Below are 20,205 nucleotides of genomic sequence, written 5' to 3' on the forward strand. Positions count from 1 at the left end.
AACATAATCCCTTAGCATTATTTTTCATTCGCAATACTAAGGGATTATCACTTTTGGGGATAATTATACTGTGGAATTTTATAGGTAATTACTTTCCATTTTTAAACTTATATTTGAATTTTATTACAAAGCAATCGTTTTCTTTTAAATTCTCTAGTACATTTATAACATGAATATTTTATAAAATTTTTCTTAAGTATTTAGCTGTATATGATTTTTCAGACTTTGAAACCTCCTCAGGAGTTCCATAGGCAACTATTTCTCCTCCTTTATCTCCCCCTTCTGGTCCAAGGTCTACTAAATAATCAGCACATTTAATAACATCAAGGTTATGCTCAATTATTACTACGGTATTTCCTCCCTGTGCTAACCTTTGAATAATTCCAATAAGTCTACTAACATCTTCTATATGAAGTCCAGTTGTAGGTTCATCAAGTATATAAAGTGTTTTTCCCGTGCTTCTCTTTGATAGTTCTGTTGCTAGTTTTACTCTTTGCGCTTCTCCACCTGATAGTTGAGTAGATGGCTGCCCTAGCTTTATATAGGATAATCCTACATCATTTAATGTTTGTAATTTATTTTTTATTTTAGGTATGTTTTCGAAAAACTCTAATGCTTCTTCAATTGTCATGTTTAACACATCAGAAATAGTTTTTCCTTTATATTTAACCTCTAAAGTCTCTCTATTATATCTACTTCCTTTGCAAACTTCACATGGTATATACACATCAGATAAAAACTGCATTTCTATCTTTATTATTCCATCACCTGAACAGGCTTCGCATCTTCCACCTTTAACATTGAAACTAAATCTTCCTGGTTTATAACCCTTCATCTTTGACTCTGATGTTTGAGAAAATATCTCTCTAATTGAATCAAATACACCTGTATAGGTAGCTGAATTAGACCTTGGTGTTCTTCCTATAGGTGACTGATCTATATCCACAACTTTATCAATATATTCAAGTCCTAAAATTTCCTTATGAATACCTGGATTATCCTTTATTCTATTAATTTTCTTTGCTGCACCTTTATAAAGAATATCATTAACAAGTGTACTTTTTCCTGAACCTGAAACCCCTGTTACACATGTAAATAACCCAATCGGAAGCTTTACATTGACATTCTTTAAGTTATTTTCCTTTGCGCCTTTTATTTCTATATATTCATTCTCAGCCTTACGTCTTTCCTCTGGAACTTCTATTTTCTTTCTTCCAGACAAATATTGACCTGTTAAAGAATTCTCATTTAACATTATTTCCTCTGGAGTTCCCTTAGCCATTATCTCTCCCCCATGTGCCCCTGCACCGGGTCCTATATCTATAATGTAATCCGCTTCCCTCATTGTATCCTCGTCATGTTCAACAACTATTAATGTATTTCCAATATCACGAAGATTCTTTAATGTTGCAAGTAATCTATCATTATCCCTTTGATGAAGTCCAATACTTGGTTCATCAAGAATATATAAAACTCCAACAAGACTAGAACCTATTTGAGTTGCAAGTCTTATTCTTTGTGACTCTCCTCCTGATAGTGTCGATGCTGCTCTTGAAAGATCAAGATAATCAAGTCCTACATCAGCAAGAAACGAGAGCCTTTCTTTAATTTCCTTTAAAATTTGTTCCGAAATCTTTTTATTTTTGTCACTAAGGTCTAAGGATTGGAAAAACTTAATTTCTTCTCTAATTGGCATACTGCACACTTTATCTATTGAAAGTCCACCAATCTTGACTGAAAGACTTTCAGGTCTTAATCTTGCACCTTTGCACTTAGAACATTTCTTGTCTGACATATAAGATTCTATTTCTCCCCTCATATAATCAGATGCTGTTTCAAGATATCTTCTTTTAAGATTTGGTATAAGCCCTTCAAAGTGATACATAATTGTTGACTTTTCTCCATCTCTAACAAAGTTAACCTGAAACTTTTCTCCTCTATTTCCATAAAGAATAAGATCTATTATATCTTCCCCAAGCTCTTCTAGTGGTGTATCAAGATCAAAGTCATATTTATTGGATAGTCCCTCAACCAAAGACCTACTCCATGATTCTTCCTTAAGATTCTTCCAAGACTTAATCGCTCCCTGATTTATAGAAAGCGTTGTATCGAGAACAAGTTCCCTTGATATCTCCATTAGATTTCCAAGTCCATCACACTTTTCGCATTTACCAAAGGGACTATTAAAGGAGAACATTCTAGGAGTTATCTCTTCTATACTTAAGTTACAATCAGGGCATGCGAAGTTTTCACTGAAAAGGCTTTCTTCCCCATCTATCTCCTGAATTATAACAAGACCCTCTGCGAGTTTAAGTGATGTTTCTATAGAATCTGAAAGTCTTCCCTCTATCCCTTCCTTAATAATAAGTCTATCAACTATAATTTCTATATTATGCTTTATATTCTTTTGAAGTTTTATTTCTTCTTCAAGTTCATGTATTTCTCCATCAATTCGAACCCTAACGAATCCATCTTTTTTAATCTTCTCTAATAACTTTGCATGTTCTCCTTTTCTTCCTCTTATAACAGGAGCTAGAACCTGTAGTTTTGTTCTTTCTGGAAAAGTCATAATTTTATCTACCATTTGATCAACACTTTGTTTCTCGATTTCTTTTCCACATGAAGGACAATAAACAGTACCTACTCTAGCATATAAAAGTCTCAAGTAATCATATATTTCTGTTACTGTTCCAACAGTTGATCGTGGATTTTTATTAGTTGTTTTTTGATCTATTGATATTGCAGGAGATAATCCTTCTATATAATCAACATCTGGTTTATCCATTTGTCCAAGAAACTGCCTTGCATATGCTGATAGTGATTCCACATATCTTCTTTGTCCCTCTGCGTATATTGTGTCAAATGCAAGTGATGATTTACCAGATCCTGATAATCCAGTTAAGACAACAAACTTATTTCTAGGTATCTCAATATCTATATTTTTTAGGTTATTTTCTCTTGCACCTTTTATTATAATTTTATCCCTCTCCATATAGTCACCTCTTAGTTCTCTTTTCCTTTTAGTGCCTTTATCTTATCACGAAGAGCAGCAGCTCTTTCGAAATCAAGCTCCTCAGCAGCTTTTAACATCTCTTCTTCTATAATTCTAATTACATCATTTAAATTTTCATCGTCTATTGAAGGAATATCTTCTTCTTTAATTTCCTTACTTACTTCAATAACGTCATGAATAGGCTTTATTATAGTAGTAGGAATTATTCCATTCTCTTCATTATAATCCTTTTGTATTTTTCTTCTTCTTTCTGTTTCATCTATTGCAGTTTTCATTGATCTTGTTATAACATCAGCATACATTATTACTTTACTTTCTGAATTTCTAGCTGCCCTACCTATTGTTTGTATAAGTGAGGTTTCCGATCTTAAAAAACCTTCCTTATCTGCATCAAGTATAGCAACCAATGCTACTTCTGGTATATCAAGTCCCTCTCTTAAAAGGTTAATACCAATTAAAACATCACATTCTCCAAGTCTTAGTTCCTTTATAATTTTCATTCTTTCTATAGTATTTATATCTGAATGAAGATATCTAACTTTAATTCCTATTTCCTTTAAATAATCAGTAAGATCCTCAGACATTTTCTTAGTTAGTGTAGTAACAAGTATTCTAAAGCCTTTGTCAATAGTATTTCTGATTTCGCCAATTAAATCATCAATCTGACCTTTAATAGGTCTAACTTCAATCTCAGGATCAAGTAATCCTGTAGGTCTTATTACTTGTTCTACTATATTTTCTGAATGTTCCACTTCGTATTTAGATGGAGTTGCACTAACAAATACTGTTTGACCCATTTTCTTCTCAAACTCTTCAAACTTTAAAGGCCTATTGTCATATGCACTTTTCAATCTAAAGCCAAAATCAACAAGATTATCCTTACGGGATCTATCCCCGCCATACATAGCTTTAACCTGGGGAAGTGTAACATGTGATTCATCTATAAATAGAAGATAATCATCTGGGAAATAATCAATTAAGGTAAATGGAGGCTCTCCTGGATTTCTTCCATCAAATAATCTTGAATAGTTTTCAACCCCTGAACAATACCCTACTTCCTTGAGCATTTCTATATCGTAATTAGTTCTTTGTCTAATTCTTTGAGCTTCAAGCAATTTATCTTCTTCTATTAACTCTTTGTGTCTTTCTTCTAATTCTTCCTCTATTATTGAGATTGTATTTTCTATTTTTTCCTTTGAAGCAGCATAGTGTGAAGCCGGAAATATAACTATGTGACTTCTTCTACCTAAAATTTCACCGGTTAAAACATCAATTTCACATAATCTATCTATTTCATCACCAAACATTTCAACTCTAATTGCTTTATCTGAGGATGAAGCTGGAAAAATCTCAATAACATCTCCTCTAACCCTAAACGTTCCTCTAGTAAAATTAATATCATTTCTTTCATATTGAATATCAACTAACCTTTTTAGAATATCATCCCTATCCTTCTCCATACCTTCTCTAAGGGATAACATAAGACTTTTATATTCATTAGGATTACCAAGACCATATATACAAGATACACTTGCAACAACTATAACATCTCGTCTTTCTAATAATGCTGAGGTTGCTGAATGACGAAGTTTGTCTATTTCATCATTGATAGATGCATCTTTCTCTATGTATGTATCTGTATGAGGTACATATGCCTCAGGTTGATAATAATCATAGTAACTTACAAAGTACTCTACTGAGTTACTTGGAAAGAACTCCTTAAACTCACTACAAAGTTGTGCTGCAAGTGTCTTGTTATGGGCAAGAACCAATGCTGGCCTTTGACATCTTTCAATAATATTTGCCATAGTAAATGTTTTTCCAGACCCTGTAACTCCAAGTAAGGTTTCTGCAGCATCTCCATTATTAATTCCTTTTACTATTTTATCTATTGCCTCAGGTTGATCCCCTGTAGGCTTAAACTTTGAAACAATTTTAAACTCATTCATAATCCAACCCCCAGAACATTAGTTCGTATATACATTATAACATCATTTTTCTAATTCACAATAAGTAAAATAATAGTTTATTAATAATTATTATATCTCATTTAAAGTGTTTTTAAATATTAATATTGTTATTACTGTATTTTTTGTAAAAATCAAGAGGCTATCTAAATATTCTTAAGATAGCCTCTTGATTATTCTTACATATTTAATATGTCATCTAATACCTTATCATATACCTTATCAACCTTGGAAAAATCTATAGCTTTAACATATATACCTTCTAATTTTTCATGAAGAGATTTAATGTCTTTAAAAATACTCTTAGCCTTTTCAATTTCTTTTCTATATTCTTCCCCTACAGATACAAGTATCCCCTCTTCTTCATCAACAATATTCTTATCTATACACTCAACATACATGTCTATTACCTTGTCATTTTCAGAAGGTTCAACAACATGCGGTGCTGTTCCATCAAGAATTGCAACTGAAAGGTCTCGTATAATTATCATATCTAGACTTTTAGGATCTAGTCCACAGTGATATACCTCTACTTCATATCCCTTTGAAAGTGCTGCGGTTGCAACCTTTCTCATAAGAGTTGACTTACCAGAGCCTGCTCTTCCTTTAATAATATATTTTGACTTAATATCAGATGTTAAATCATCATAGAATATTGCCTGCCCTTGAGGAGTTAGTGCTCCAGAAAATCTTTGAATTTCTTTACCTACTTTCTCTTCTCCCTCAGGTACTATTTCCTCAACTAGAAAATTTGCTATCTCATTTGCTCTTTCAAAATTCATTCCAATTAAATACTCTTTTTCAATCTTATCATGTATAACCTTAGCATTTTTAAGAACCTCATATAACTTTTTATACTCATTAGATTTAGTATCTATAATATTCTTTATTTCTTCTCCTTTTTTTCTTAAGTGTTCCTCATCAAAGTACTCTCCAAAATTCAGTATACTATCTACAACACCTGGATACTTAGGATCTATTACATGTGGTGCTGTACCATCAACTATTATTAAATCTATACCATGCACAAATATTGCATCTAAAGAATCACTATCAGATGCACAGTAAATAAAGTCTACGCTATATCCCTTATCTAGTAAGTTTTTACCTACTTTCTTCATAAATGTGGACTTTCCACATCCAGGGCCTCCCTTTAGTATAAGTATTCTTTTAGCCTCTTTTAGAAAGTCATCAAAGTATGACACAAACCCTTCACAGGTATTTGCTGCAACTAAATAAGATTTACATTTACTCATAACCATCCTCCAAACAGTATTTACAATAAGTTACTTCCTATCTATATAATATGAAAAAATAAAAAAAAGGTTACATTTGAAGGTATAAAAAAAGAAGCTACAATTAGCTTCTTAACTCATTATCTGATGACTCTTCTTTTGGATTATCTTTTAATTTTGTTGCCTCTTTAAATGCATCATTTTTACTTTTCAAATAAGATAAAACAGCTATTATAGCAAGTCCCAGAGAAATAGTAACATATAAAGACTTTGGTATATCCTGTCCTATTGGAAGCCTTATTAATATGCAAATCAAAAGTACCAAAAATACTGCAATATCATGTACTTTTTTATTTTTTATTATTCTAAAAACAAAAAGAGCCATTAAAACACTTAATAATACCATTTCTATCATTACAACATCCCTCCATAGACCTATAGTAACATAAAACATCTTATACTCTAATAATATATTAGAAAACTTACCTTTACTAGTATATTTTGTTTTAAAATTAATACTATTTTACTACACAATATGTTAATATATAAGCATATTAAGGTATTTTGTCTAATTAGTACTAAAAAGGGGGGGAATCTTTGTTTACTATTCCGTTTAAAAAACTATTTAATAAAAAATTAGTAGCCTCTGTGCTTTGCAGTACGCTACTACTAGGAACAGTTTCAATTAAACTATCATCAAACAAGGAAGTATCTTCATTTGGTGATACAAAAGTAGTACATGCTGAAACAAAACCTAATGCTGAGTTTAGAAGTGCTTGGGTATCTACAATTTGGAATTTGGACTTTAAACAAACAAATGGGAGTGCAAGTGCATTTAAATCTGAATATACAAGGGTATTAAATGCCTTTAATTCTATGAATATGAATGCTGTAACTTTCCAAGTTAGACCAGCTAATGATGCCTTTTATCCATCTACTTTAAATCCATGGTCAAAGTATCTTACTGGAACTCAAGGTAAATCACCTGAGGCAGGATTCGACCCACTAGCATATATGGTATCTGAAACTCATAAAAAGGGCATGGAATTTCATGCATGGTTTAATCCATATAGGGTCACAGAATCAGCACAAACTGGGAAAACAAAGGAGCAAATTTTAGCTACTTTAAGTTCTAATAACTTTGCTAGAAAAAACCCTGATGCTGTAATGCTTTATAATGGAAAACTGTATTTAAACCCTGGAGAACCTAAAGCTCAACAATTTGTTATAGATACAGTTATGGAAGTTGTAAAAAAATATGACATAGATGCAGTACATTTTGATGATTATTTTTATCCATATGGTGGATTTAAAACTACAAATCCTGATATAGCAACATATAAAAAATATGGAACTGGATTTAGCTCAATTGAAAATTGGAGAAGAAACAATATTGATAATCTAATCAAAAACCTTAATACACAAATAAAAAGTGCTAAATCAGATGTTAAGTTTGGAATAAGTCCATTTGGAATATGGGGAAGCAAATCTAAGCATCCATCTGGAAGTCCTGAAGGCGAAGGTTCCGCTGTGTCTTCTGGCTCCCTATCAAGTTATGATGATATATTTGCAGACACTAGAAAATGGGTTAAAAATAACTGGATAGACTACATAACTCCACAATTATATTGGTCAATGAATAACAGTATTTCTTCATATAAAGTTCTAGTTGATTGGTGGGGAAATGTCGTTCAAGGAACTAAGTGTAATTTATACATAGGACATGCGGTATATAAATATAGGGATGGTGAAGCAAATACTAATGAAGTAGCTGACTGGAAAAATCCATCTGAAATACCAAACCAAATAACTTATAGCAGAAATAACGCTAATGTTAAGGGAAGTTCATTTTTCAGCTTAAGGGATTTAGAATCTAATATAGTTGGATTTAAAACTACTCTAGTTTCTAGTTTCTATACTAGTAAAGTATCTATTCCCGGCAGTGTATCGGTAACTCCTAGCTACCCTACTGAAAAGTTAAGAGTATATTCCACTGGAGTAAGTAATAGACTTGTTTGGATTGATAGTAAGACTAGTACATCAAAATCTTATAATATATATAGATTTACAGGTTCAGAGGCTGTTAATACACAAAGTACTACTCACTTACTTAAAACAGTTAATAGAAGCGGTAGTGCAACTTACCTAGCATATAACGATACTACTATAAAATTATCTACTAAGTATACTTATATAATAGAAGCATTAGATTCATCTGGAAACATAATTAAACAATTTAAAATTAATTAGTTAAAGTCCCTGCTAATGCAGGGGCTTTATTTCATGTTAATATACAGTATATTTTCATCAAAATAATCTAATAATATTCATATGAAATTACATTTATTAATATAATTTACCAAATAATATTGACATTACTTTATTTTATCAATATTATATATTTAAAGATAATAATTATTAAGTAATATCAAATTATGAAGAGGTGTTTTTATGTCAAAGGACATTGTAAATAAAGATATAATTATAATTGGGTCAGGTCCTGCTGGTCTTACAGCAGGAATATATGCAGGGAGAAGTAAGCTTGATACCCTTATACTTGAAGATGAAATCGTAGGTGGTCAAATTATAGGGACCTATGCAATTGAAAATTATCCTGGGTTTCACAGAATTGGTGGTAGCGACTTCGCAGGGAGACTTGCATCTCAAGCTGCAGACTCTGGTGCTAGAATAGAAGAATTTGATACTATAGTTTCAGTTAATCTTACAGATAATGAAAAGAAAATTGAAACTTCAGGTAAGATATATAACCCACTTGCTGTTATAATAGCTACAGGTTCTAAACATCGTCCACTTCCTATTCCTGAAGAGCAAAAGTTTCATGGAAAGGGAATTCACTACTGTGAGTTATGTGATGGGGAAATGTATACTGATAAACATGTGCTAGTAGTTGGTGGAGGCAATTCAGGTGTAGAAGCTGCTATTTACTTATCTAAGTATGCTTCTCAGCTAACACTTATACACTGGAGAGATTCTCTAACAGCTGAAAAATCATCAATAGAAGATTTAACGAATAATCCTAAAATTAAAGTTTTGTATAATACAGAAATTCTATCAGCAAATGGAGAGGATTCAATTAATTCTGTAATGCTTAAAAACAACAAGACTAATGAAGAATATGAATACGAAGTTGATGGTATTTTTACCTATGTAGGAATGGTTCCTAGAACAGAACTATTTAAAGAATATATTGAATTAAATAAAGATGGATACATTAAAGCAAATGAAAATACAGAAACTAATATAAAGGGAGTTTTTGCTGCAGGTGATGTACGCGAAAAATCTGTTAGACAATTAACTACAGCAGTTGCTGATGGCACAGTATCTGCACTTATGGCTGAAAAATACATCTTACAATTAAGGAGGAAATAATTATGATAAAAGTTTATTCTACCCCAACCTGCCCATGGTGTACAAAGGTAAAATCATACCTTCAATCTAAAAATGTTGAATTTATTGATATTAATGTTGCAAAGGATGTTAAAGAAAGAAATGAAATGATGAGTTTATCAGGACAAACAGGCGTTCCAGTTATAAATATAGATGGAAAGATTATTGTTGGATTTAATAAAGATGAAATAGATTCTACACTTAATATTTAATAACTATTTAATAGACTACCAAATTGGTAGTCTATTTTTTAATACTAAAGTTAATCCCCTCAAAATTAATCAATTATTTAAGAAAAGTATTTTATCTGCTACAATTATACTGTCGGTATTCATATGAAACTGAACATTAATTTAGGATTATATAATTTGGAATCCGAATTATATCCTTATGGAATAAAAACGGAGGGATCTTATGCAAAGGACAAAATTAGAATATCATAATCACTTTACGGTTAGAAAAATGGTAATAGCAGCTATGTTTTCATCTATTTCTATTTTTCTTGGTATTACAGGTCTCGGATTTATCAAAATACCGCCTGTAAATGCAACAATAATGCATGTACCTGTTATAATTGCTGCAATCCTCGAAGGGCCACTAGTTGGAGCTATTGTTGGATTTATTTTTGGTCTATTTAGTATTTATCAGGCAGTTACTATGCCTACTATAACTTCATTTATATTTCTTAATCCTATTATTGCTATTTTACCTAGGGTATTAATAGCTTTATCAGCTTACTATGTATATTATTTTATATCAATAAAATATCCAAGGGTTAGTATTGCTTTTTCATCAATAATAGGTACATTTATTAATACATTTTTAGTTCTTTTACTTGCTTATATATTTTATGCTGAAAGATTGGCATATGTTTTTAAGATAAATTCTTCAACAATTGGTATGTTTTTAGCAGGAATAGGATTTACTAACGGAATTCCAGAAATAATAGTTTCTACATTAATTACACTTCCTGTAGTATTAGCCATAAATAAAATAAAAAAACACTAAGATTATAATCGAATCTTAAAAATAACAAAATTTTCCGGGAAATAAAGTAGAATTATAGCTTATTATAAATTAAAACTAAAGAGCCTTCAGTTAATTGTTTATAAACAAACTTTAAACTGAAAGCTCTTTATATTATTAAGAAAGTATATTCTTTATCTTTTCATTATTATACATAGACTTTGGAAATTTATTCTTTAATGTTCTACTATATTTTTTAGCTTCTGTTTTATTATTTAAGTCCCAGTTAATAATCGCAAGATTGTATAGGGCTTCTTCATAGTATGACTTATCAGCTTTTCTATACTTTTGTATGTATTCTTTGTAATACTTTAAAGAATCCTTTGCATTCTTTTTATTAATTGCACTTGCAAGATAGTAAACAATATGAGGTTCTAAATATACTCCTATTTTATCACTATATGCTAATCTTAGTTCACTAATCGCCTTATCTATACTTCCTGACTTAAAACTTTGTCTGCCTTGATTATAGTAATATACTTGTCTTTTTTCTATATATTCCTTCTTAATACTTTGATATTCTTTACTATTTCTTAATTTATCATCAACTTCTAATATTTTAAGCTGCTTATTAATATCTTCTATATTCTTATTGTTAGTAATACTACCTACCATAGCCTTTAAAGTTTTTATATCAACTGATTTCTCTTTATTTTCCAATGACTTATTTGATTTAATTTCAGTTTTAACTACATTACTACCTTTATCTACCTTTTCCTGCACCACTGCTGGAATTGACTTCTTTGTATTAGTCTTCTTTGGTAATAACTTTGAATATACTGCACCGGTTCCAATAAATAGTAAAAGAACGATTCCAACGACTACTTGGAGTTTATTTTTATTATAAATTTTCTTCTTTCCTATTTCATAATGGAATAACGCATTATTGCATATATTATAAATACTATCTAAAACCTGCTTACTTTTTCTAGATTGTTTTAAACTATCATAAAGTATAATTAATAGTTGATCTCCTCTTTCAAGTCTAATATTATTTTGATAGTAAGATTCTAATATCTCACATGCTTCTTTATAATTTTCTAGCTTTGTAATATCTACTGATAAATTATACTTAAAAATAAATTCATTTAAAATTTCAACATTTGTTATTATTGAGTCCTTGTCCTTATCTTCTATATCTCTAGCTAGATTAATTAAAGATAGGCCCTGAGTAAACTTTCCTTGATACATGTAGTAACAAGCAGTTAGTTTAAAAATATTTGATATTTTATTTTCCTTGTTTAGACTTATTATATCTTCTTTTAAGCATTCTAAATCATTTGTTACTTTTCTTTTATTTATTAAATCATTTTTCAAAGTAATTATTGTTTCCATAGAACTATTAATATCCAAAGAACAATCATATCCAAAAATATTATTCTCTACTATGAAATAACTTATATTAATATTAATTTTGTCTATTATTTCTAGACATATCCCTAGTACTTCATCACAACTTTTTATCTCTTTAATATCTTGAAGCTTTATTGTCTCTATTCTTTTTATACTCTGTGCTTCTTCCTTAGGATTTAACATTTTCTCACCTACCAAATTATAATTACAAAATTCAACACTAAATATTAATTTATATATAAGTTTGAAATATCCTCTTTTTATTTTAAAAAAATACAAAAGTATAGAGACCTAGAAAAAAATATCTTCTAGGTCTCTAATAAATAATTTACTTTAAACTATTTAGTAATTGATTAGCATTATCCTTAACTTGTTGAACATCAGATGCTTGTGCATCCTTAACTTCATACCAACCTCTTTTACTCATTGCATTAAAAATTTCATATTGTACTCTTTGAGCTGATTCAAAGTTTTGTACAAGTGTATCTCTTAAATTTGTACATGAAGATTCTGTAATACCTGTGCTATATGCTGAAATTGTTAACTTTTCTGAATTTAACATGTCGTTTAATCTTTCTTTATCTTGCATTCTTATTCCCTCCATTTGTTTATCTATATTAGATAATCTTAAACCATTTTCTATTAGTATTTAATATACCTTAGCTTGTAACTATTGGTGGCTGTCTAGATAGCTCTTAAGCTTAACAAAGTTATCCTTATGAACACTAGATGCAGAGCTAAAAATTGATTTTATTTCAGGATCTGTTGCTTGATTCGCATATTCATTATATTTAATGTTTAATAGTGACTCTTGTGCAAGTTGTTCTTTAATAACGCTAAGATTCTTATCTTTTATTTGTTTTTGTGAATTGTTTTGCATTTCCATTTTAAATTACCTCCTCAAATGGTTATATCATTATCATCTGCAAAAAACTTTTTATTATTAGTGGGATATTAAGTAAATTAGAATTTTATCTTACATAAATAATTTTGTTAGTCTTACAGTAACTTGATATATATTTACTTATTTGATATAATTATATATATACTAATCAATAATTTAGTTATAATTCTATTTATTTCAATTTTTTTAAATTTAATAATGAAATTCCGGTTGGGCTTTTTTAAGCTTTCAAGTTTTATTAGAACTTTCAGGGGGGAAGGTTCACCTTTGGTGAACACTTCTACCCCTTTTTTGTATTTATTTTTAAGGAGGTTTTTATGGAAAATATAATGGATTTTGTACTTCAGGTAGGTATAATCTTAGTAGTTGGAGAAGTTCTTGGTGTAATAAGTCAAAAACTTAAAATGCCAAAGGTATTAGGATTTTTACTTTCGGGTATAGTAATAGGCCCATCGATGTTTAATATTGTTCATGAAAATGAGCCTATAAAAGTTTTAGCTCAAATAGGAGTTATCTTCCTAATGTTTATGGCTGGACTTGAGACAGACATTGAAAAATTTAAAACAGCTGGTATGTCATCCTTTATAATTGCAATTGGAGGAATTGTTGTTCCATTTTTATTAGGAACTGTTGCAACATACCTTTTTACAGGTAGCTTAACAGAAAGTATATTCGTTGGTGTAATATTAACTGCTACAAGCGTTGCTATTACTGTTCAAACTCTAAATGAACTTGGCAAGTTAAATACTAGGGCAAGTATTAATATAATAGGAGCTGCAATTATTGATGATATTTTAGGTATTATCATCCTTTCAGTGGCAATTATGCTAGTAGCACCTAGCGCTTCAGACGCTGCAAGTGCTACTGGATTACTTTTAATACTTGGTAAAATACTTATTTTTATTATTTTATCAGGAATATTATTAAAATTTCTTCCTGGCATTATCGAAAAATCAATGGAAAATGGAAATAAGAAAAGTAAAACTGAAACCCTTATTTTAATTATAGCTGGTTTAACAATCCTCTTTTCAATTTTTGTTGAGGAGGCCCTTGGAATCGCAGCAATTACAGGTGCATATGTAATAGGACTTGTAATTGCACTTACTAAGTACAATCATACATTTGAGGATAAGTTTTCAAATGTATCTACTTACCTAGTTTCACCTATATTCTTTAGTAGTATAGGACTTACACTTAACATTAAAACACTAGGTCCAGAGGTTATACTACCAATTATAGTTATATCTATAGCAGCAATTCTAGGTAAAATAATTGGTTGCTCTGGTGCGGCAAAACTCTATGGACTTTCAAGTAAAGAGTGTACTCAAATTGGTGTAGGTATGATTTCCCGTGGTGAAGTTGCCATTATAACAGCTACCTTAGGGCTTAGTAAAGGTATAATAACTAAGGATATGTATCCAACCTTGCTTGTAGTTATTATAATTACAACTATTGTCACCCCGCTTCTTCTAAAGATAGTATTCTCAGAAAAAGATTTAAATAAGTCAGTATAATTCCATTTAGAATCCCCCTATTAACAATTAATTGCTAATAGGGGGATTCTTTAAATATATTACTTAGTAAAATATCACTTTATAATCTTTAAATTCTTTATTTTCATATATAAATTTTGCAGAGAATATTTTATCACCATTAATCCAATTAAGAAAAACTCTATCTCCATCCCAAAGATTTAAATCCATTATTTTTTCGTCTTCTATCCAATGAAGTTCTCCCTCTGAGCATTCTTTTATATTCCCTGAAAACTCCTCTGCTGTAAATATAAAAGTATACCAATCATCTTCCCCATCAAACATAGGAAAGGTAATCATACCTCTAAGTCTTGGGTTTATAATATTAAGCCCTGTCTCTTCAAGAACTTCTCTTTTAACACAATCTTCAGGAGATTCTAAGGGTTCAAACTTTCCTCCAACTCCATTCCATTTACCCTTATGGTAATCTTTTTCTTTCTTTATTCTATGAAGCATTAGTGTCTTACCATCTTTTTTTATGTAACAAAGTGTTGCTAGTTTCATAACCTTCTCCTTTTTCATAATTAAAGGGAGGGTTATTCCCTCCCTTTAATTATTGTATCTTTGACTTTACAACTTCAAAAGCCTTTTTAAATTGTGGGTCATCACTTAATGATGTTATACGCTTATCCTTAGGAAGCTCTACAACTATATTCGGTTCTATACCCTTTCCTTGGATAGATATCCCAGATGGAGTATAGTATCTTGCTATAGTAAACTTTAGTGCAGTGTTGTCTTGAAGATCCTTAGTTGCTTGAACAAGACCTTTTCCATATGTTGTTGTACCTATTAAAGTTCCAGCATTAAGATCTTTGATTGCACCTGATACAATTTCACTTGCACTGGCACTTCCTTTATTAACAAGAACAGCTATAGGAACATCTACCTTACCCTTGTTTGTTTTATATTCTGTCTTCCTTCCACCATTATCAACGGTAGATAATACAACCTTTTCATCTAAAAGTACATCTAATACTTTTATTGATTCATCAAGTATTCCACCTGGATTCTCTCTAAGATCTAGTATAAGTCCCTTTATACCCTTTGCCTTAAGAGAATCTACTTCTTTCTCAAACTCTTTCCCTGTTATTTCATCAAAACTAGATATTCTAACATATCCTATTCCATCTACTATTTGCCCTTTTACAGTTTTCATTTGAATGATTTCTCTTTTAATTTTTATATTCTTAGCTCCAACTCCAGACCTATCTACTGTAATTGTAACCTCTGTTCCCTCGTCACCTTTCATCATTTCAACAGCTTTTGTATTATCCTTACCACTTACAGATGTTCCATCTACCTTTGTTATTATATCTCCTGATTTTACACCTGCTTTAAGTGCTGGACCTCCTTCAATTGGCTCGACAACTACTAATTTTTCATCCTTAACAGTTAGTAATATTCCAACTCCAGCATATGAACCCGAGGTTTGAGTAATAAAACTTTCATAATCTTTTTTATTCATATATGTAGTATAGGGATCCCCTAGGGAATTTGCCATTCCATTAATAGCACCTTCAAGCATTTTTTCCTCTTTTTCAGGAGTTATTTCATCTACATATTTTTTTTCTAGTATATTATGTACTCTTACTAGCTTCCTATAATCTAATAAAAAATTATAGTCAGAATTACTCACTAGCTTCATTCCAAAAATAGGTATTGGAAAAAATAACAACAATGATACAGTTACTAGGTTAGTGATTATAACCCATAGAACTATCTTTGTTATGGAGCTGTTTTTCTTATTATTTTCCTTCATTTAAACACCTCGATAATATATTGTTTTCTTAATAATGTATTATATGTAAAATCTAATTATAACATTTAACAATAATAATAATAAATGTAACAATCTTTATTATTTTAACATAAAATTAGACACTTATACATATTGTATAAGTGTCTTTAAAATTCTATCACTTTAATTATACTTGTAGGAACTTTCTTAAGGAAATAATACTTCCTATTCCCCCAATTCCTATTCCTACCAATATAAACTTCCAGCTAAGTCCACCAATCATTTCTCCAAATGGTACAGGATTAAACATCATAAGTAGTCCAGTTATAGTATCAGACATATACTTATATGATATAGCAAGAAGTATAAGCGAAATTAACGCACCTACAAGTCCTAATATGATACCCTCCATAACAAAAGGCCATCTAATGAACCAGTCGGTAGCTCCAATATATTTCATTATACCTATTTCTTTTTTTCTAGCATATACTGTAAGCTTAATTGTATTAGCTATTAAAAATAATGCTACTACTCCAAATACTCCCATTAAAATTACACTAGATGTTTTTACTACTTTATTTATATGTAATATTTTATCTACTGTACTTTTACCATCATTTACTTTATTAACGCCTTCAATTTTACTAAGCTTACTTGAAACACTTTTTACGTTCTCAGGTCTGTCTACCCTAACAACGTATGATTCAGGAAGTGGATTGTTTTTCTCCATACCACTTGCTAGATCTGCTTGATCTCCTAATTGGCTTTTCATTTTTTCCAGTGCCTGTTCCTTTGTTTCATACCCAATTTCCTTAATGTGAGGAATATTTTTTATTATAGGCTCAATTGCTTTAGCTGCCTCTTCCTTAATACCTTTATTTAAGTAAACTTTAATTTCTATTTGGTCTCCAACAGACTTAACCATATTATTTAAATTAAGAGCCATCATCATAAAGGCACCAAATATAAATAATGTTGCAGCAACAGTTCCTATTGATGCTATACTCATTATTCTATTTCTAACAATCCCTTTAAAACTATCTAAAAAGAACTGCTTCATTGTTCTAATCTTCATAGCCATATACCCCCCTTTGTTGGTCTCTAACTACTACTCCTTTTTCAATGGCAATAACTCTTTTCTTCATCCTATCTACTATATCCTTAGCATGAGTTGCCATAACTATCGTAGTTCCTGATTTATTTATTTCCTTCAGTATATCCATAATTTCCCATGAAGTTTCTGGATCAAGGTTTCCTGTAGGCTCATCACAAATTAGTATCTTTGGATTGTTAGCAAGAGCTCTTGCAAGGGCTATTCTTTGTTGTTCTCCACCTGATAACTGGTCAGGATATTGATTAGCCTTAGATGAAAGTCCGACCTGTGATAGTACCTGTGGAACCCTTTTCTTAATATCCTTTGGATTTGATTCAATTATTTGCATAGCAAATGCTACATTTTCAAAAACTGTTTTATCTGATAATAGTCTAAAGTCTTGAAATACTACTCCTATACCTCTTCTATAGTATGGTATCTCTTTTCTTTTTAATAGATTTGTTTCCTGATTATTTACAAAAATCTGACCACTAGTTAAATCTACTTCCTTCATTAAAAGCTTAATAAAAGTAGATTTACCTGCCCCACTTGGTCCTACTAAAAATACAAATTCCCCTTTTTCAATATCTATATTTATATTTGAAAGAGCTATGTGATTATTTGCATAAACCTTTGATACGTTTTTTAACTTTATCACCTAGTAATCCCCCCTTATATATTTTTCGTCTAAATAATACAAATACAAAATTATAATAACATATTATCACATTTTAATACACCCCTCGAGGATTTGCTGAATGTTATGTATAAATAGTAATTGTATGTATTGTAGCCTTTATCACCTTAAAATGACGATATATAAAAATATAGCATATATTTTATCATAATTTTTATAATAAAAAAAGTCGAAATAATTCCCATTTTGCAACTGGAATTATTCGACTTTTAATGTATTTTAATTACTATTTTCTCTTCATTACTTCTTTAGCTGATGAAACAATATTTTCCGAAGTTAAACCATACTTTTCAAGTAACTGAGCTGGCTTTCCTGATTCACCAAATGTATCATTAACCCCAACTCTTTTTAGTGGAGCTACTGCATTTTCTGCAAGTACTTCACACACAGCACTTCCTAGTCCACCAATAATACTGTGTTCTTCACATGTTACAACTGCACCAGTTTTCTTAACTGAAGCAATTATTGCCTCAGAATCTATTGGCTTAATAGTGTGTATATTAATAACTTCAGCACTTATACCTTCCGCTTCTAGAGCCTTGGCAGCATCTAGAGCCTTACTAACCATTATTCCTGTAGCTATAATAGTTACATCCTTACCCTCTTTTAGAGTAACTGCTTTTCCTATCTTAAAGCTATAATTATTTTCATCATTAATAGTTGGAACAGCTGATCTTCCAAGTCTTATATAAACTGGTCCATTATACTCAGCCGCTGCCTTAATTACTTCCGTTGTTTCAACATCGTCTGCTGGACAAATAACTGTCATATTTGGTATGCTTCTCATTATTGATATATCTTCAATAGCTTGATGAGATGCACCGTCTTCTCCAACTGTTAATCCTGCATGTGTTGCAGCTATCTTTACGTTAAGCTTTGGATAACAAATTGAGTTTCTGATTTGTTCAAATGCTCTTCCAGCTGCAAACATCGCGAATGTACTAGCAAATGGAATCTTTCCACATGTTGAAAGTCCAGCAGCAGTTACAACTAAGTCTCCCTCAGCAATCCCTATATTAAAGAATCTTTCTGGATGTTCCTTTAAAAAGTCTGCTGTTTTTGTTGACTTTGAAAGGTCTGCATCAAGAACTACTATATTTTTATTTTCATGTCCAAGCTTCGCTAGTGCCTTTCCATATGCTTCTCTTGTTGCTAAATTAGCCATTTATAACACCTCCAAGTTCCTTAAGAGCCTCTTCACATTGTTCCTTACTTGGTGCATTTCCGTGCCATCCTGCTTGATTTTCCATAAATGATACGCCTTTACCCTTAACTGTTTTTGCAACTATCATTGTTGGTTTACCCTTTGTAGACTTCGCTTCATCAATAGCCTTAAATATTTCTTCAAATGAATGACCATTAATTGATATTACGTGCCATCCAAATGCTTCAAACTTATTAGCTATAGGTTCAACATTCATAACATCTGTTGTGTTTCCGTCAATTTGAAGACCATTATAGTCAACAAATGCAGTAAGATTATCAAGTTTATAGTGGGCTGATGTCATAGCAGCTTCCCAAACTTGACCTTCTTGAAGCTCTCCATCTCCAAGATAAGCGTATACCCTGTATGACTTGTTATCAAGTTTTCCAGCAAGCGCCATTCCATTAGCTGCTGATAGTCCTTGTCCAAGTGACCCTGTAGACATATCAACCCCTGGAGTGTCATTCATATTAGGATGTCCTTGAAGGTTTGAGTCTATCTTTCTAAGAGTCATAAGTTCTTCTTTAGCCATAAATCCTCTTTCTGCAAGAGCTGCATAAAGAACAGGTGCTGCATGTCCCTTTGATAGTACAAATCTATCTCTATCCTCACACTTTGGGTTCTTTGGGTCAATATTCATTTCACCAAAGTATAAAGCTGTTAGTATATCAGCTGCTGATAGTGAACCACCTGGATGTCCTGAAGCTGACTCAGTAAGCATAGTTACTATGTCTTTTCTTATCTCAGTTGCTACGCTAGTTAATTCATTAATATCTCTAGGCAAATTTTTCATCCTCCTTAGTATTATATGTAATATAAACTACTTTCTCTTTTTGCTAACATTTAATATTATAACAATTTTTAAAGCAATATGAAACTCATTATATTTAAAAGTAGTATACAAAATACTAATTTTAAGTTTATTATGATATATTAATTTAATAATGTTATTGTATACATTTATTTTCTTTTTTACTCAACTTTTCAATACAAAAAGGCTGTTAACAATTATAATTGTTAACAGCCTAGTAGTTT

18 protein-coding genes and 1 other annotated feature are annotated in these 20,205 nt (G+C 30.8%); of the genes, 5 read left to right on the forward strand and 13 right to left on the reverse strand.

Features of this window, described 5'->3' with window-relative positions; translation table 11 throughout:
- Nucleotides 1-178: 178 nt before the first annotated feature.
- The 4 genes from uvrA to CLCY_RS12520 all read right to left on the reverse strand — a co-directional run bounded on the left by uvrA (nucleotide 179) and on the right by CLCY_RS12520 (nucleotide 6,630).
- On the reverse strand, nucleotides 179-2,992 hold the full coding sequence (gene uvrA, locus CLCY_RS12505; protein WP_048571478.1) for an excinuclease ABC subunit UvrA: 2,814 nt from the start codon (nucleotides 2,990-2,992) through the stop codon (nucleotides 179-181).
- An 11-nt stretch (nucleotides 2,993-3,003) separates the two neighbouring features.
- On the reverse strand, nucleotides 3,004-4,962 hold the full coding sequence (uvrB, locus tag CLCY_RS12510) for an excinuclease ABC subunit UvrB (protein WP_048571479.1): 1,959 nt from the start codon (nucleotides 4,960-4,962) through the stop codon (nucleotides 3,004-3,006).
- Between the two features lie 197 nt (nucleotides 4,963-5,159).
- On the reverse strand, nucleotides 5,160-6,236 hold the full coding sequence (locus CLCY_RS12515) for a P-loop domain-containing protein (protein WP_048571480.1): 1,077 nt from the start codon (nucleotides 6,234-6,236) through the stop codon (nucleotides 5,160-5,162).
- Between the two features lie 103 nt (nucleotides 6,237-6,339).
- Nucleotides 6,340-6,630, reverse strand: a complete 291-nt coding sequence (locus CLCY_RS12520) for a hypothetical protein (protein WP_048571481.1) — start codon at nucleotides 6,628-6,630, stop codon at nucleotides 6,340-6,342.
- 182 nt (nucleotides 6,631-6,812) lie between these two features.
- Between CLCY_RS12520 and CLCY_RS12525 the strand changes: the two genes are divergently transcribed.
- From CLCY_RS12525 to CLCY_RS12540, 4 genes are all read left to right on the forward strand, one after another.
- The gene (locus tag CLCY_RS12525) at nucleotides 6,813-8,465 is read left to right on the forward strand and encodes a glycoside hydrolase family 10-like protein (RefSeq protein ID WP_048571482.1); all 1,653 of its coding nucleotides are present in this window, start codon (nucleotides 6,813-6,815) and stop codon (nucleotides 8,463-8,465) included.
- Nucleotides 8,466-8,666: 201 nt separating this feature from the next.
- Nucleotides 8,667-9,605, forward strand: coding sequence for an NAD(P)/FAD-dependent oxidoreductase (locus tag CLCY_RS12530; protein ID WP_048571483.1), 939 nt, complete (start codon nucleotides 8,667-8,669; stop codon nucleotides 9,603-9,605).
- 2 nt (nucleotides 9,606-9,607) lie between these two features.
- A complete protein-coding gene (locus CLCY_RS12535) occupies nucleotides 9,608-9,835 on the forward strand; it encodes a glutaredoxin domain-containing protein (RefSeq protein WP_048571484.1) in 228 nt (75 codons plus the stop codon).
- Between the two features lie 202 nt (nucleotides 9,836-10,037).
- On the forward strand, nucleotides 10,038-10,631 hold the full coding sequence (locus CLCY_RS12540; RefSeq protein WP_048571485.1) for an ECF transporter S component: 594 nt from the start codon (nucleotides 10,038-10,040) through the stop codon (nucleotides 10,629-10,631).
- Nucleotides 10,632-10,766: 135 nt separating this feature from the next.
- Here the strand turns inward: CLCY_RS12540 and CLCY_RS12545 are convergent, their stop codons facing one another.
- From CLCY_RS12545 to CLCY_RS12555, 3 genes are all read right to left on the reverse strand, one after another.
- Nucleotides 10,767-12,185, reverse strand: a complete 1,419-nt coding sequence (locus tag CLCY_RS12545; protein ID WP_048571486.1) for a tetratricopeptide repeat protein — start codon at nucleotides 12,183-12,185, stop codon at nucleotides 10,767-10,769.
- A gap of 145 nt (nucleotides 12,186-12,330) precedes the next feature.
- Complete coding sequence (locus CLCY_RS12550; protein ID WP_048571487.1) at nucleotides 12,331-12,591, reverse strand: spore coat protein; 261 nt, start codon at nucleotides 12,589-12,591, stop codon at nucleotides 12,331-12,333.
- An 81-nt stretch (nucleotides 12,592-12,672) separates the two neighbouring features.
- On the reverse strand, nucleotides 12,673-12,888 hold the full coding sequence (locus CLCY_RS12555) for a hypothetical protein (protein ID WP_242844979.1): 216 nt from the start codon (nucleotides 12,886-12,888) through the stop codon (nucleotides 12,673-12,675).
- 226 nt (nucleotides 12,889-13,114) lie between these two features.
- Nucleotides 13,115-13,168, forward strand: a sequence feature (sodium ion sensor (DUF1646 type); this cis-regulatory element may regulate processes involved in with the transportation of sodium ions).
- Between the two features lie 55 nt (nucleotides 13,169-13,223).
- Between CLCY_RS12555 and CLCY_RS12560 the strand changes: the two genes are divergently transcribed.
- Nucleotides 13,224-14,420 (forward strand): cation:proton antiporter, encoded by a 1,197-nt coding sequence (locus CLCY_RS12560; RefSeq protein WP_048571488.1) that lies wholly within the window; start codon nucleotides 13,224-13,226, stop codon nucleotides 14,418-14,420.
- A gap of 63 nt (nucleotides 14,421-14,483) precedes the next feature.
- Here CLCY_RS12560 and CLCY_RS12565 read toward each other — a convergent pair whose 3' ends face one another.
- The 6 genes from CLCY_RS12565 to CLCY_RS12590 form a co-directional block, all read right to left on the reverse strand.
- The gene (locus CLCY_RS12565; protein ID WP_048571636.1) at nucleotides 14,484-14,942 is read right to left on the reverse strand and encodes an NUDIX hydrolase; all 459 of its coding nucleotides are present in this window, start codon (nucleotides 14,940-14,942) and stop codon (nucleotides 14,484-14,486) included.
- 49 nt (nucleotides 14,943-14,991) lie between these two features.
- A complete protein-coding gene (locus tag CLCY_RS12570) occupies nucleotides 14,992-16,197 on the reverse strand; it encodes a S41 family peptidase (RefSeq protein ID WP_048571489.1) in 1,206 nt (401 codons plus the stop codon).
- 166 nt (nucleotides 16,198-16,363) lie between these two features.
- Nucleotides 16,364-17,251 carry a permease-like cell division protein FtsX gene (ftsX, locus tag CLCY_RS12575; protein WP_082141827.1) on the reverse strand — a complete coding sequence of 296 codons (888 nt, stop codon included), beginning with the start codon at nucleotides 17,249-17,251 and terminating at the stop codon, nucleotides 16,364-16,366.
- Nucleotides 17,241-17,927, reverse strand: coding sequence for a cell division ATP-binding protein FtsE (gene ftsE, locus CLCY_RS12580; RefSeq protein WP_048571491.1), 687 nt, complete (start codon nucleotides 17,925-17,927; stop codon nucleotides 17,241-17,243). The genes ftsX and ftsE overlap by 11 nt, the downstream gene beginning before the upstream one ends.
- A gap of 265 nt (nucleotides 17,928-18,192) precedes the next feature.
- Entirely contained in the window at nucleotides 18,193-19,131 is a 939-nt protein-coding gene (locus tag CLCY_RS12585; RefSeq protein ID WP_048571492.1) for a transketolase family protein, read from the reverse strand.
- On the reverse strand, nucleotides 19,124-19,954 hold the full coding sequence (locus CLCY_RS12590; protein ID WP_152668166.1) for a transketolase: 831 nt from the start codon (nucleotides 19,952-19,954) through the stop codon (nucleotides 19,124-19,126). Before CLCY_RS12590 ends, CLCY_RS12585 begins: the two co-directional genes overlap by 8 nt.
- Nucleotides 19,955-20,205 lie beyond the last annotated feature (251 nt).

This window comes from Clostridium cylindrosporum DSM 605, from assembly GCF_001047375.1.
Lineage (GTDB): Bacteria > Bacillota > Clostridia > Clostridiales > Caloramatoraceae > Clostridium_AB > Clostridium_AB cylindrosporum.